Here is a 14464-nt window from a genome sequence, read left to right on the forward strand (position 1 = left end):
ACCTTCTTCACCGACCAGGGCGTCTTCAGTCCAAGAAGGTGTTCGTACAGCGCGGTATCTTTCATGGCACGGTCAATCAATTTGGAAAACTGAATTGTGCTGGAGTGAAGGAAAATTCACAGTGGATTCGACGAAGAACCCTTTTTCAAAAGTCATCGTCGGCATTTCGCCGCGGTGAAACTTCGCCAGCACCGGGAGCTGCCCGACGGCCGCAGACGGCAACAGCCACAACAGCGACGGCCGTAGCGCCCAGGGCGGTGGCCTGCGCCACCCTTCTGCCTCGAGCACCGGCACGATCCGATTCGCGGAGCCAGCCCACTGCACCTGGAGCGGCTCCTCGTGGTCACCGTCGACCTCAGTCCGGCGAGCCGCCAGGCGCTGCCATCCGTCCATTCGCCAATCGGCAAGGAGAACCGGGGAGGCGGATGAGCGGATGGCATACCGGGCGGCGTCGGTTGCGTGATGGGTCACCACCACCGCGGTTCCAGCCAGCATCAATGCCCCCCATACGGCGATCAACAAGGCACGCGCAGGCAGGCGCTCCGTGCCCACATGCTGTGTGTAGGCGAGGCTGAGCAGCGCCACCCAGGCCGCGCCGAGGCTCAGACTGGCCAGTACATCTGACAGCCAGTGCGCCCCGAGGTACAGACGTGAGAATGCAATCAGCCCGATCAGCCCCGCCGACAGCAGCGTTATGGCCCACTTGATCCGGGGCCCTTTCTCGCGCGCCAGCAGGAAAGCGAGGAAGCCATACAGCACGATGCTCGATGCGACGTGCCCACTCGGGAATGAGAAGCTCTCGGTGCCGTCGTACATGGCTATCGGCCGCGCACGCTCGAGCGCCATCTTCAGGATCCAGATCAGCGCCTGTGCAAAACCGACAGCCGTCAACCAGTACGCCAGTGTGTGCCAGCAGCGCTTCCACGCGAGCACCACCGATACCGAGGCCATGACGGCAATGGCAACCATGGCGCCGCCAAGTTCGGTGGTGGCGATCATCACTTCGTCGACCCAGCCCGTGCGGAGTTTCTGCAGGGCCAGGAAAACGACCTGGTCGACCTGCACAAGCGGATCGCCGGACACCACGTCTTCGAGGATGCCCAGGAACATCCAGGCGCCACCAAGCAAGGTCACGGCCGCAATGAGAAGCCCAAACGACTCCGGCCGGGCAGGGTCCAACAGCGACAGGGCAACACGCGGGAACATGCCGCTTCTGGCGCGCGCCCAGGCAACAATACGATCACGCTGCCGGCTGACAACAGGCCAGGCGCTTCGATGCGTCAGCCGCAGCAGGACGGCGCACAGCCAGACGAAGGCCACCACACCAACCAGGACGATGAGCAGGCGGGAACTCACCGCACCGGCAAGTTGCATCGAAGCGCCGAAGAGTGCGCCCGGCAGCAGGTGCACTGCCGACCAGGCAATGGCCGAGAGCACATTCACCACCGTGAACCGGAGCACCGGCATGTCAGACATGCCTGCGACCACCGGCACAATGGCGCGCACAGGCCCAAGGAATCGGCCCAGGAAAACGCTCTTGCTTCCTTGTTTTGCAAAGTAAGCCTGACCGCGCGCGAACAATCCGGGATGGGCCTTCAGCGGCCACCAGGTGCGAAGCGTGTCGTGGTATCTGCGACCGAGCCAATAGCTGAAGCCGTCGCCGAGAATGGCCCCAACCACTGCTGCCCCTGCCACCCCCCACGGATCGAGCGCCTGAAGGCCGATGAGGACGCCGGCTGCGAAAACAATCGGACTTCCCGGAATGACGGTGCCAATCACGGCCACCGACTCCAGCAAGGCTGCGGCAAACACACGCCAAGCGCCAGCGTGGGGTGCTGCGAAAGGACGTCGATCAGGCCTTGCACCAGCTCATTTTGCCAGCTGCTTTCGAATCGCTTTCAGCTCCTGCCGCCGCGCCGCAGTGACCTCCGGGTAACTCAACTTCAGGTCTTCCAGCGCGTCAAGCACGATCTGCGACACGATCAGCCGCGCGTTCTCCTTGTCGTCGGCCGGCACGATAAACCAGGGCGAATCCGTCGTACTGGTCGCGCCCAGGGCATGACCATAGGCTTGCATGTATTCGTCCCAGAACTTGCGCTCGGCGATGTCCGCCTCGCTGAACTTCCAGTTCTTGTCGGGCTCATCGATGCGCGCCAGCAGGCGCTTGCGCTGTTCCTCCTTCGACAGGTGCAGGAACACCTTGACGATGCGGGTGCCGTTGGCGTGCAGGTGCCTTTCCAGGTCGACGATCGACCGGAAGCGGCCGTGCCACACCGACTCGTCGGGAGCAGTATCGGGTAGGGATTCAGCCTGCAGGATGCTGCTGTGCACGCGCACGATCAGCACTTCTTCGTAGTATGAGCGGTTGAAGATGCCGATGCGCCCACGCTCTGGCAGGTCGCGTGTGGTGCGCCAGAGGAAGTCATGTTTAAGCTCTCGCGGGCTCGGATGGGCAAAGCTGAACACCTGGCAGCCTTGCGGGTTGACGCCCGACATCACATGACGAATCGCGCCGTCCTTGCCTGCCGTATCCATCGCCTGAAACACCAGCAGCAGTGCGTGCCGGTTCGACGCGTAAAGCAGGCGCTGCTGGTCGCTCAGCTGCTCGACCTGATCCTCCAGCACTTTGCGGTACGCCTTCTTCGATTTGCACAGCGGTTTTACGTTCGTGGCCCAAAGGCCGAGGTCGACCTCGTCGCCCTCGCGGAGTCTGAAATCAGTGACGTCGATGTTCATATGGTTCCCTTTATTTGGTCGCCTGCGCCGGTGTGACAAGACTCTGCAGGAACGACTTCTGTACGCAAACTGTCCAGGCGGTGAATGCGCCCGCCGGTTCCAGAGTCGCCGCGACAGCGTTCGCCCCCCGTGACGGCACCTTCATTCGGGCAAGGCCTTGAGAAAGTCAAATACATCGGCCGGATCCGGATCGCTTATCTGCCAGCGCAGCATGTCCCGCTGGCCGATGCGGGTATTGAATTCTGCCGCCCTGTGGGCCGACAGGCAGCCGACGTGACCAGCACCAGGGCTGAAAGTGCGACGCGTGCAATGTGGGTGGAAGACATGTAGGGCTCCTTGCCAATCTGCGGACTGGGGCAGACCGCTTTTTGCGGCGGGTTTACGTCCGGCTGCAGACGCGCCATCTGTTCATCCAACGCTCGCCACGGCACGACCGAGTTCCGATTTCACACGTTGCAGCCTTTCGCGCACTTCCTGAGCGACGCTGGCAACCTCGGTGTTGCTGGTCATCTGCAACACAGCCACCGGATCCATGAATGCGACCATCAGGTGCCCGTCTGCCTCTTCGCGCACGACGACATTGCAGGGCAGCAGCAATCCGATGTCGGGCTCGGCATTCAAGGCGCGGTGGGCCAGCGGTGGATTGCAGGCGCCGAGGATCAGATATGGGCGAACTTCGATGCCGAGCTTGGCCTTCATGGTCGCCTGGACATCGATTTCGGTGAGGATGCCGAAGCCCTCAGCCTTGAGCGCCTCGGTAACGCGAGTAACGGCTTGGTCAAACCCAAAGCCGGAGAGCTCGCAGTGGAATCCGTAGGCGGTCGGCGCCGAGGAGGAAGAAATCATGAACAACTCCAGACGAATGAAACGAAAAGAAAAGAAACGTGAACCCTACATGCTTCTTGCAGCCAGGTCTGTGCGTTGGCGAACGCTGGTTCCGGCTAGAAAAAATGACGCTACGGAAGTTGATGCCCCGTGTGCGCTGCCACACCGACGGCGGCAACTTCGTCGCCCAACCTGTGTCTGCTGCGCTTTTTGCGGGTTGGCTATTGATCGAACCACAAGTACCGCAAGGAGACGACCATGGACACTGCCCAGCCGAGCCCGGACACACCGATGAATCCGAACCGACGCCATTGGCTGGTCTTGACTGCGGCTGCAGGTGGTGTGGGGACCGTGTTCACTGCAGTTCCCCTTGTTTCATCCTTTGCGCCGAGTGAACGTGCAAAAGCCGCCGGCGGCCCGGTCGAGGTGGACATCTCGGACATTCTGCCAAGGGGCGCCAAGACCGTGGAGTGGCGCGGCAAGCCGGTACAGGATCATCGAGTCCAGCATCAATGAGTTGCTGGTCGCCCCTGGCGACCCGGGCCAGCTGGTGTTGATGGACGGCACACCAACCGCAGGCACGGGACACCTTCGTTCACCGCACCCGGATTCCGTCTTTCAGAGATGACCGATGACCAAACATGAACACACGGTCAAGCCCGAACCAGGGAACAAGCCGACCCAGGACGAAGTGGCGACCACCAGATGTCGCTGGCGATTGCCGCCGGCCTGGGCCTGGGCGGCAATGAGTCCTACCCCGATCTGTTCCAGCCTTATGGCGGCTTTCCGGACGGCGTGAAGGTGGTAGACAGTTATGTCACGCTGCCCGAGCTGCCGGGTATCGGGTTTGAAGGCAAGGCGGATTTGTATGCGGAGATGAAGGGGCTGGCGGGCTGATCTTTGGCAACCTGAATGCGGTGTTGAAGGCGGCGGGCTGCACGTTTGCCGACGTGGTGGACGTCACCGCCTTCATCGGTGACTCCGAAAAGAACTTCGAAAAAGCCTGGAAGATCGTGCCCGCGTACTGGGGCGATGCGCCGCCCCCGACGTTGACGTGTGCGGGCGCGACCTGGTTTTATGGGTTTCAGTTTGAGATCAGGGTGATTGCGAAATTGCCAGGCGACCGTGGCGGTTGAGCTGATGCAGCGGGGGGTATCACGCCACCTCCGAATTTCCGCAGCCGGTCGTTAGCAGATGTAGGCTCGACCAGTGAAGCGGTTAGTATGTTGAATGGCGTATCCGATTGAGAAGAAGCTTGTGGTGGCCGTTTCGAGCAGGGCGGTGTTCGATATGGACGAAGCAAATGCTGTTTTCGACGACCACGGAGTGGAAGCATATCGGAAGTTCCAACTCGGTAGACTCGACGTTCCGTTCGAACGTGGTGTGGCATTCCCTTTCATCCGACGCCTGCTTCGGCTAAATAATCTCTACCCAGATCAGCAGCCTGTTGAGGTCGTTGTACTTTCGAGAAACAGCCCCGATACAGGGCAGAGATTTTTTCGCTCCTGCCAGCACTATGGGTTGGCGATATCCAGGGGCGCATTTCTATCCGGTCAATCTCCACACCTCTATATTGGTGCGTTCAACGCCTCGCTGTTCCTGAGTGCGCATCGTGGAGACGTCGTGGATGCAACGATCCGAGGTTTTCCCGCAGGGTTAGTGCTTCCGACGAAGGTCGCTGACGACGATACAGATCACGAGCTCCGTATCGCCTTTGACTTCGACGGTGTGCTGGCAAATGATGAAGCTGAAAAGGTCTACGTTCGCGAGAAAAGCCTACAGCCTTACCACGACTATGAAGTCGCCAATAAGGCGAAGCCTCACCATGCGGGTCCCTTGAAAGACCTGTTCACCAAAATCGGATTCTTTCAGAGGCTGGAGGCAAAGCGCTCTCTCAGCGAGTCTTCCTATGTCCCCGCGTTGCGCGTAGCGATTGTCACGGCGAGAAACGCGCCCGCAGACGAGCGAGTAGTTACAACGCTACGCGAATGGGGATTTGGCGCAGCGGAGTTATTTTTGATGGGGGGTATAGAGAAAAAGAGGGTATTGGATGTTCTCAAACCCCACATCTTCTTCGATGATCAGTTGGTTCACCTCGAGACGGCCGCTTCGTCTACTCCCTCTGTGTTAATTCCGTTTGGTGTTAGGAACGAGGAGTTGAGGAACGCTGTCGTTCCCAGCGCTACCGACCTCGATCTCAACAAATGAACGAGGGCGGCCGTCGGCCACAAGTTGGCGGTCCGGGAAATTCAGGGGGTACCCGCTTTTGGCAGCAAGCGGACGTCCAAATCAGCGCCATGAATTTACACAAAGGGCCCTTTCCAGCCAGTCGCAGATTGCCGGAAAAATAAGGAAACGTTGTGATTTGAGTGCCCGCTTCTTAAAATGACGAACTGGCGCTTCCGACCCAAACCAGCCATAGAACGCTCGCGGAAAACGGACGTGTACAAGCAAAGCTAGATGCGTCATCTGGAGACGGCGGATAGTTACACTTAATACTCTTTGCGCAATCAGAGCCGATAGGTATCTGACCTTGCGCTGCTTCTATTTCTGGGGCTGAAGATGGATCTTTCGACTGTTTTACGCTTTCTTTCGGCCCTGGTCGCACCCGTTCTGGGGCGGCTGAAGAAGCCTTGGGCGGAACGTACTGCCGTCCGCAATCCGTCGTCGGTGACTTACTCGCCAAGCGACGAATTGAACAAAGCGACGTTCGTGCATCTCGGTGCCAACTCGTCCACAGAGGAAAGTTCGAAAAGAATACTCGAGATGTTCACGCGCAAGCTGGTGCTGTCGGAGCCCTTTTCGCTACCGCATGTGCGTGAATGGTTGAATATGGCCGAAACGCAGCGCCAATTGCAACGACTTTCGGATGCACGAATATCCTGCTCGACCGAGCCACCTGAAGCCCGCATCGCGTTAATTAACAGCTACATGGAGGCGTCTGGTGAACATCAGAGCCTGGCTGAAAATATCGTCGATCATGCCGTTAAAATTCTGGTGGCGGGCGTGTGTGGGGCAATAAAAGATGTTGCACTCGGAGGCCAGCTTCATATCAGCGTGCAAGCTCTGCAGCAGCGCTTCGATGCAATCGACATGCGACTCGATGCGCAGTTATTACCAGAGCCAGGTTGGTCATTGGACAAGGCATGCAAAATCAATTCGGATTGGTTGCTGAACACCTTCTCCAGTCGGAGCAAGGCAAAGACACGGTTCGGCCAGCCACTCAGTCCGGTTGACAACGCAGCATCCGCCCATCTAATGCAAAGAGCCGACCTGACGGCGCGTTTGAAAACTCTGCTGGACGAATTGCCCTTCGGTGGCGTACTTGTCCTTACCGGCGGTGAAGGCAACGGCAAATCCTGGCTGGTCGCACAGGCTTGGCTTTCCCAGTCAATCAAACCGTTAACAGTCTTTTTAACGGCAGAAGATATTAGCGAGCCAATTACCGACCCAGTCGCGCTCATCGCCCGCAAACTTTGCCCACAGACCGATAGGCAAGGATCGGAACGTCACCGAATTTTTTGGTCTGCTCAACTGGTCGCATGGCGCACGCAAAGCTACCGTCCAGTACAGGGTTTACTGGTGGTTCTTGACGGTCTGAATCAGCGTCCACGCACAGAATGGGCCCGCCTAATTGATCGGCTCAGCGATGAATTAGAACGCATCGGAGGCAAGTTGATACTCACTTCACGAAAACGCTACTTCGACGGAATGGTCAAGCCGCGCTTGGTTGCACCTCTCCGAGAGCTGGCAGTACCAGAGTGGACGCCACCTGAGCGTGATGCGGTGCTTGCTGCCAGAGATATTCACGGTGGCCAATTGCACGAGCACGTTGCTGCCTCGTTGTGCAATCCTCGCTTACTCGGCATTGCATTGACGCTTCTCGACAGTGCACAGCTCCGGGCGATGGAAGAATTAAGCATTCCTCTTCTGCTGTTTGAACACCTACGTGCCAACCAACGTGACAGTTACGGTCAGTCGGCTGATCGTTTCAAACGCACACTACAAGACCACGCACGCCAAGTTTTGCAGCGCCTGAACGCGCAACAACGCGACGATTTGAACGTATTTGACGGCGGCTTAGATGCAGTGGTGGAAGGTCGCTTCTTCGAGCCACTGACGGATGATCTAGGGCGTTACTCCATCAAGCAAGAAGGGCTTAGCTTAGCCCTTGGCTTAGAAATTCTCGACAAGCTGCAGACAGCCCTGCGTAACGGGCGCGACCTTGACGAAGAGTTGGCAGTTCTAGCTGAGCCAATTGCAGCCCTCGACCAGACCTCGCAAGCGATCCACGCTGCACTGACGGTGGCTTGCATGAGTGAGGAAAGTTCAACCGAGGTCGGCGTGGCGATTCTGATGGGTTTCGCCAGCTTACAGAACCTGGACAACGATGCTTTCGACGCGATTGCAGCACTTGCGCGTATTCGAACACCGGTTTTTCTCGAAGCGGCTAGAACGCTTGCGCTGCAAGGCGGCAGCGCAGTCAATTTCGACTGGATCGAATTGGCGTTGTACCAAGCCAAAACTGCCCCAAGGGCTTGGCAAACGATAGCACCAACAATCGAAAACTGGCTGACACATATCACTCGGGATATTGAGCAACGTGTCTTTCCTCATGGTGAAAGCGCAGAAAAGATTGCACACAAGCGCGTTAAATTGCAAGGCGAACTGAGCGCCAAGCTGGCGGAATTTTCTGATGAAGAGCGCGGCATTTTTAATGCGCTGGAGAAGACCACGGCACAAGATATTTCTTTGCTCGGTAAGCTTGCCCTGAAACTGTTGGCCGGAATGCCGCTCGCACAATTCGCGCAAGTATTCGTTCGATGGAGCTTCGCAACTAGCCTGAACGGCAATCACGAAGCACCCCTCAAGGAGTTTCGCCAGCTGATCCGCTTTAACGGCGTAGATTGGCAGGCCACGCGTTCGGCACTCCTGCATTCCAGTCACTTGCTGCGTAACGGGACACCTTCGCGCGTAGGCCAATGGGCCTTGGTGACGGTGCAGCAGGCTACCGGTCATCCGGAAGATGCTCGGCATGCGCAAGAACTGGTTGATCTACTGCGTGCTGGGCAACCGAAAGGCATAAGTTGGCGACGAAACGAAAATTATTGCAGTACTGATCCCTGCGATCCCAACAATTTAGAACCAGACAACGTAGCTCGCGCTGCTGAAAATTATGCAGAGATCGATGTTACCAAGCTTTACTTGCATATGGGCATGGATACGCTGGACGACTTTTTCAGCAGTGCGCGGCCAGCTATTAGCCGCTACTACACTGATATTGCCATCGAACGACATCGCGCCTTGACCGACGATGTACTACTTCGTAGTGGCTCGCCCCTGCGCCAAGGCGTGTTTGGGTTGCTCCCGCATTCAGCTCTAATCACACGTGAGCAAGCGCTGCAGTTCGTCCGTCGCATGTGCGGAGCCGAAGCCGATACCTACGCCCTACGCTCGCTAGGTGATGAAGCCAGAATTTTGGTGCAGTTCCAGTTGCAGCTAGCCTTTCCGGTACTAGACGCCCGTGAACAACTCAATGCGCTCCTACAGGCGCGCTTTGGTGAAAGGTTGTCACTCCATCTCATAGAGATGATTAAGCCGCTTGATGTGACAGCCTTTGAGTCCAGCCTTGTGCATGCAATCGCGGCGCAGGATGACGACGCACAATTCACCGTGCTATTGTTTTCCCCCTTTGCAAACCAACCGCTGTCGCCAGCAACGCGCGGCTACCTGCTCACCCTACTTGCCAGCCAATCAAACTTAGTACGCGCGCAAACTTTGCATATGGTTTCGCAGTCAGGCGATATCGAAGCGCTGCGAATGGTAGTGCAAAGCGGCTGGAGTGCGACCTTGTTAAGCAAGGAAGAAACCCTCGAACGCTGGCGCGGCTCAGAAGTCTTACTGGCGGCGGCTGTGCATGGCGTTGCGCCCTGGGAAACGCTTGTAGTAAATATGGATTTTCAGCACCTTGGGCGTCTGGCATCGCATCTCGGCGGAGACGCAGCGCGACATGTCGCTGGTATTGTTGATGCACTGCTCAGTTGTTCGTTGGAATTGCCCATCAAGACTGGCACGCTTGAGATCAAGCTGATGCAGCGTCCGGACGCTGGACCGCAGTTGCAATACTTCAATTTGAACGAGCGCGAACTACCGCCAGCCAACTCTAACGAAGCCTGGCAACGTGCGTTCAAACCAACTGACGACTTTGACGAGCGTCAGAAAAATCTGCATGCCGCCTTCGATGCTTTGCGCGCATCCCTCACGCGCCTGGATGCAAGCAAGCTTCTGGACCAATTTTGCATGGAGGACTTCGCCGCGATTGCTGAGGCCGATGCCACCCTGGCCGATGGCTGGTGTGAGTTGCTACTCGATCCACCGGAAAATGCGCACTTGGGAGCTGTGCGCAATATCGGCTTGTTATTGGCACGTGCAATTGCCGGATACAAACCCGCACGCGCGGTACAGTTGTTCGAAAGACTTGACCCGACCATTCCGCTGGTACGCGTAGTGTTCGGCCACGTTGCGATTGAGCTAAGCACAATGGCGGTCTGGTCAGCAGCTGACGGTCTTGAACTGGAGGCGCTACGTGTGCGCCGCCTAGACCAAGCCGCCAATAACGATGCGCTCGCATGCGAGGTGTGGGCTGCGCTGTGGAATGGTAAATCGACGAAACTCATACAGTACATTGATCAGCGCTTGGCCTCGGAATGGCCGGCGGAGCAGGCCCGCGCAATCTTGGTCGCTGGCCTGATGGGCGAAAACTCACACAGCGCTAGCGTGCTCGCGAAATTTGCTAACGTACCCGGTCTGCTGGGTGAAACGCAGCGCGTTGCGCAAGAGTCTTACGGTCGCCATGCCTGGACCGTCCATTGGTTCACCCTCATGCGAACGGCCCCGTCTGCGGAGGATTTCTGGCGCGCAGCCGTACTGTTCCTTGTTGTGGTGGATGGCCGTTTCGAGGCGCTCAAACTTGCACAGGAAGAGACGCAAACGTCGTTCTGCCTGCATTGGCCTGCTATTGAGCGGCAATTGAAGAACCGCTTCGATAAATTTCGGAAGAAATACCAAGAGCGCTTATTGGCAGATGAGGCACCCTGGCCGGCTTTTTTGACGCCACCAAGGCGTGATTGAGGATGCACTGTACGAGCATCTGCGGTAGGCTGCTATTGGCCGCTTATGGCGGCGGCATTCATTCAACGATGATTCCAGATAGCCGACATTCGTAAACAGCAACCTTTCCCTGCGAAGGTCCGGATTCGGTTGGTTGTGCGAGTACGCCATAGCAAGTTGGGCATCCGCGTTCGCAGCACTCCTGACATTGGCGGTCAAGCAGCGAGTACTCGCGAAGGGTCGAACCCGGTCATCGCTATCTATAGACGCTGAAGCGTCATCGATACCCAACAGCCTTGAGCACGTTCTCCGCCGTAGCCGGTGCCACCATCAGCACAGGCTCGCTCCCCGCCCGCACCACCCCCACCGCCTCGCGCCTCGCCTCAAGTACGCTGATCGCCAGCATGAAGGGCGGCTCGCCGACGGCCATGCTGCCGCCCACCCTGTCCTTCGTGGCTGCCTTCGAGTCACAGGGCGATGTTGCTATTGCCACCGCGCAATGTATTGCTAAAATGCAATACATGTCAGCCCGATTGATCGCCAGAGCCAAGGAAGTCCGGGACGATGGTTCGGCAGCATGACGTGGAAACCTGGAGCGAGGCATCATGAAAGCAATCATCGAAATCGCACCGCGCGGCAGCGTGTTCAAGGCGGCCCGGGGCCAGCTCAAGGCTGCTGAGGCCAGCGCAAAGCTTGGCGCCGACTACCACCTGAGTTTTGAATCTGCACGCACCTTGTTTGCCGAGCTGACGCCGGCACGCATTGACCTGCTTGAAGCGCTGCGCCGCTGCGGGCCGTGCTCGGTGTATGCGCTGGCCAAGGCTGTGGCTCGCAACTATTCCAACATTCATACGGATATTGGCAAGCTCGAAGAGCACGGCCTGGTACGGCGCACGCCAGACGACACCGTGTTCGTGCCCTTCGAGTCGGTGGAGATTCATCTGGCTCTGTTCAAACAGGCTGCATAGGCGTTTTGAGAAGAACCTATGAGACAAATCGGCCTCTAGCCCTTGCTGCACGGGCGCAAGCAGCTATGAAGTTGATAGCGATTCAGCCCCGCAATGGCGGACTGGAGAGCGCCTGCAGAACGTTCTCAGACGTACCCGACGCAACCATGACAACAGGCTTAAGCCCAGCCTTCACCGCCTCCCGCAGCGCCTCAAACACACTGATCGCCACCTGCCAAGCCCTGCGCCAGCGCCTCGAACACGACGCGAATCCGCCGCAACGTGCGCAGTTCGCGGTGGCTGACCAGCCAGATCGGGAAGAGCACCGGTGGCACCTCGTCCAGCACGCGGACGATGCCTGGGGTGTCAAGGGCGACTTCATCCATCATCGCGCCTATACCCATGCCCTGGCGCACGAGAGACCAGTGGGCAACTGAATGATCCGCATAGCAGCTGAAGTTCGCCTCGCTCAGCGGGAGGCCGTGCTGGCGCAGAAAGCTCAGGAACTGACCGGATCGGTCAGCCCCCACAAACGTCAGATGTGCCGCTTCTTCAGCGCTGCGCGGATGGCCGTGAGCCTTGACCCAGCCCTCCGACGCATAAAAATGGGCCGCCGCCTGCCGGATCAAGCGAGCGATGAGGTCCGGCTGCTCCGGCTTGACGTGTCGAATGGCAATGTCTGCCTCGCGCCGTTGCAGGTCGCTTAGCGCATTGGACGAGATCACCTCAATCGCAATGCCTGGCTCTTGTTCGCGCAGCTGCTGCACCAGCGGTGGAAGCAAGTAAGCGGCTACCACGTCGGTAGCAGAGACTGAGACCACGCCGCCCACAGCGCTCGACCGGCCGGTGGCCGCCAGGCTCAGGGCCTCGGCGGCTGATCCCATGGCGCGTGCATGTTCCAGCAGGTCCAGCCCAGTAGGCGTAAGCGCCATCGTCTTGCCCACGCGCTCAAACAGTGTTACGCCCATGCTCTGCTCAATGGCGGCTACCTGGCGGCTCAGGGTGGGCTGGGTCAGGCCCAGCTTGCGGGCCGCTGCCGACAACGAGCCCATATCTGCGGTTTCGAGAAACGCTTTCAGTTGGTTCCAGTCGAGATTATCCATACGTAAATGTATATGTTCCTTGCGATTTACCGCAATTCCCAGTGGCGTTATGCATGGATATCATTCGGCCTCTGCCCACTCAATGACTTTTGTCTCCATCACATGCCATCCCCTGCAATCGTTCCACTCGCCGACGCCCCACCCCTTGCCGGAGTGAGGGCGACATCGGTCCGCAAAGCCCTTTTCTGGGACCGTGTCGCGCGCAAGTACGCAGCCGACCCGATCGCTGATCTGGCAGGTTACGAGACCACGCTGCGGCGTGTGCAAGGTTTGCTGTCGGACAAGCACGAGGTGCTGGAAATCGGCTGTGGCACAGGGTCTACCGCGCTCCGCCTGGCACCCTTTGTTCGGCACTTGATGGCGACCGACGTTTCTGCCGCAATGATCGCCATTGCCCGCGAAAAGTTGGCTGCTCAGCCGATGCCGCAACTTGACTTTGCAGTGGCCGACGCCGACGCCCCTGGGTTTGGGCAAAGCGCCTATGACGTGGCGTTGGCCTTCAACCTTCTGCACCTGGTGAGTGACCTTGACGGTACGCTGGCGCTCGCGGTCAAGGCCTTACGCCCAGGCGGATTGTTCATTTCAAAGACGCCCTGTATTGCGGAGATGAATCCTCTCATTCCCTACCTCGCACTCCCGCTGATGCGCGCCATCGGCAAGGCGCCCCATGTGCTGTGCTTTAACGGCGACGGGCTGCAGTCGGCCATCACCCGGCAGGGCCTGGAGATCGTGTCGGTCGAGAGACACGGTACGCGTGGCAAGGACATCCGGGTCTTCATCGTCGCCCGCAAGCCAGCCTGACCTTCCCCTTTCCACTCGCAGACCTTGCTTCATATCAAGGCTGGGCTTTCGTTCGCCAGCACGGTTTCGCAGGCCCGATCTCCCGCAATTCAACCTTTTAAACAAAACCCATGGAGCTTTTTATGACCCTTCGATCCATCACATCCATTGCCCTTGCTACTGCCGCAGTCGTTCTTGCGGGATGTGCCGCCACGACGACCCAGGAAACGCTGGAGCAGCGCACCGCTCAGGCCATCGGGCGGTCTGTCGGCCAGTTCACCATCAGCGACCGATCAGAGGAGACTGGCGGCCGCATCAACTTCATGGTCAACACCCGCGACGGAGCTATCTACAGTTGCTACATGGTTGGAGCCACTGGCTTTCAAAAGGCCATGACCTTTGGGCAAACGCCGCATTCCGACGCCATCTGTGCCGCCAGGGTAGGCGGCAATGCCCGGGGCGGCAGCCCGGGCGCTACCGCCCCAGGCCAGCCCGGCAGCCGTGCCGGGGAAGCATGCAATGCCTTGCTACGAGCAGCGGGGCGGTGCTGATCAAGGCCAGCCGCAAGCGGCCCAAGGCTGGAGTAGCTACCCAACGGCCTTGAGCACGTTCTCAGCCCCAGCCAGCGCAAAGTTTGGCGCCGACTACCACCTGAGCTTTGAATTTGCACGCACCTTGTTTGCCGAGCTGACGCCGGCACGTATTGACCTGCTTGAAGCGCTGCGCCGCTGCGGCCCGTGTTCGGTATATGCGCTGGCCAAGGCTGTGGGGCGCAACTATTCCAACATTCACACCGATATTGGCAAGCTCGAAGAGCACGGCCTGGTCCGGCGTACGCCAGACGGCACCGTGTTCGTGCCCTTCGAGTCGGTGGAGATTCATCTGGCCCTGTTCAAACAGGCTGCATAGGCGTTTTGAGAAGAACCTATGAGGCAAATCGGCCTCTAGCCCTTACTGCACGGG

12 protein-coding genes and 3 pseudogenes are annotated in these 14464 nt (G+C 58.6%); 10 read left to right on the forward strand and 5 right to left on the reverse strand.

What is annotated here, in order from left to right:
• Window positions 1-72: 72 nt before the first annotated feature.
• Both ACESMT_RS00645 and ACESMT_RS00650 read right to left on the reverse strand, forming a co-directional pair.
• Window positions 73-1812: a VTT domain-containing protein gene (locus ACESMT_RS00645; RefSeq protein ID WP_372824241.1), complete on the reverse strand. Its 1740-nt coding sequence runs from the start codon at window positions 1810-1812 to the stop codon at window positions 73-75.
• Between the two features lie 57 nt (window positions 1813-1869).
• The gene (locus tag ACESMT_RS00650) at window positions 1870-2736 is read right to left on the reverse strand and encodes an ADP-polyphosphate phosphotransferase (protein ID WP_372824243.1); all 867 of its coding nucleotides are present in this window, start codon (window positions 2734-2736) and stop codon (window positions 1870-1872) included.
• 129 nt (window positions 2737-2865) lie between these two features.
• Between ACESMT_RS00650 and ACESMT_RS00655 the strand changes: the two genes are divergently transcribed.
• The gene (locus tag ACESMT_RS00655) at window positions 2866-3066 is read left to right on the forward strand and encodes a hypothetical protein (RefSeq protein WP_372824245.1); all 201 of its coding nucleotides are present in this window, start codon (window positions 2866-2868) and stop codon (window positions 3064-3066) included.
• Between the two features lie 78 nt (window positions 3067-3144).
• Here the strand turns inward: ACESMT_RS00655 and ACESMT_RS00660 are convergent, their stop codons facing one another.
• Window positions 3145-3582 (reverse strand): DUF302 domain-containing protein, encoded by a 438-nt coding sequence (locus tag ACESMT_RS00660; protein WP_372824247.1) that lies wholly within the window; start codon window positions 3580-3582, stop codon window positions 3145-3147.
• Between the two features lie 237 nt (window positions 3583-3819).
• Between ACESMT_RS00660 and ACESMT_RS00665 the strand changes: the two genes are divergently transcribed.
• The 5 genes and pseudogenes from ACESMT_RS00665 (at window position 3820) to ACESMT_RS00685 (ending at window position 10692) form a co-directional block, all read left to right on the forward strand.
• Window positions 3820-4077, forward strand: a complete 258-nt coding sequence (locus ACESMT_RS00665) for a ubiquinol-cytochrome c reductase iron-sulfur subunit N-terminal domain-containing protein (RefSeq protein ID WP_372824249.1) — start codon at window positions 3820-3822, stop codon at window positions 4075-4077.
• Between the two features lie 177 nt (window positions 4078-4254).
• Window positions 4255-4458, forward strand: a pseudogene (locus ACESMT_RS00670) (mandelate racemase); the annotation flags it as partial.
• Window positions 4455-4697, forward strand: a pseudogene (locus ACESMT_RS00675) (Rid family hydrolase); the annotation flags it as partial. The pseudogenes ACESMT_RS00670 and ACESMT_RS00675, both read left to right, overlap by 4 nt.
• A gap of 94 nt (window positions 4698-4791) precedes the next feature.
• Window positions 4792-5769: a 5'-nucleotidase gene (locus tag ACESMT_RS00680; protein ID WP_372824251.1), complete on the forward strand. Its 978-nt coding sequence runs from the start codon at window positions 4792-4794 to the stop codon at window positions 5767-5769.
• A gap of 354 nt (window positions 5770-6123) precedes the next feature.
• Window positions 6124-10692, forward strand: coding sequence for a hypothetical protein (locus ACESMT_RS00685; RefSeq protein WP_372824253.1), 4569 nt, complete (start codon window positions 6124-6126; stop codon window positions 10690-10692).
• A gap of 256 nt (window positions 10693-10948) precedes the next feature.
• Here ACESMT_RS00685 and ACESMT_RS00690 read toward each other — a convergent pair.
• Window positions 10949-11134 (reverse strand): annotated as a pseudogene (locus ACESMT_RS00690) (hypothetical protein); the annotation flags it as partial.
• 142 nt (window positions 11135-11276) lie between these two features.
• Between ACESMT_RS00690 and ACESMT_RS00695 the strand changes: the two are divergent.
• Window positions 11277-11639: a MarR family transcriptional regulator gene (locus ACESMT_RS00695; RefSeq protein ID WP_372824255.1), complete on the forward strand. Its 363-nt coding sequence runs from the start codon at window positions 11277-11279 to the stop codon at window positions 11637-11639.
• Window positions 11640-11830: 191 nt separating this feature from the next.
• Here ACESMT_RS00695 and ACESMT_RS00700 read toward each other — a convergent pair whose 3' ends face one another.
• Complete coding sequence (locus ACESMT_RS00700; RefSeq protein ID WP_372824257.1) at window positions 11831-12721, reverse strand: LysR family transcriptional regulator; 891 nt, start codon at window positions 12719-12721, stop codon at window positions 11831-11833.
• 12 nt (window positions 12722-12733) lie between these two features.
• Between ACESMT_RS00700 and ACESMT_RS00705 the strand changes: the two genes are divergently transcribed.
• The 3 genes from ACESMT_RS00705 to ACESMT_RS00715 all read left to right on the forward strand — a co-directional run bounded on the left by ACESMT_RS00705 (window position 12734) and on the right by ACESMT_RS00715 (window position 14410).
• A complete protein-coding gene (locus ACESMT_RS00705) occupies window positions 12734-13522 on the forward strand; it encodes a class I SAM-dependent methyltransferase (RefSeq protein ID WP_372824259.1) in 789 nt (262 codons plus the stop codon).
• 122 nt (window positions 13523-13644) lie between these two features.
• Complete coding sequence (locus ACESMT_RS00710; protein WP_372824261.1) at window positions 13645-14052, forward strand: hypothetical protein; 408 nt, start codon at window positions 13645-13647, stop codon at window positions 14050-14052.
• A 49-nt stretch (window positions 14053-14101) separates the two neighbouring features.
• The gene (locus ACESMT_RS00715; RefSeq protein ID WP_372824263.1) at window positions 14102-14410 is read left to right on the forward strand and encodes a MarR family transcriptional regulator; all 309 of its coding nucleotides are present in this window, start codon (window positions 14102-14104) and stop codon (window positions 14408-14410) included.
• The last annotated feature ends 54 nt before the right edge of the window (window positions 14411-14464 follow it).

Source organism: Polaromonas sp., from assembly GCF_041689105.1.
Taxonomy (GTDB): Bacteria; Pseudomonadota; Gammaproteobacteria; order Burkholderiales; family Burkholderiaceae_C; genus Polaromonas.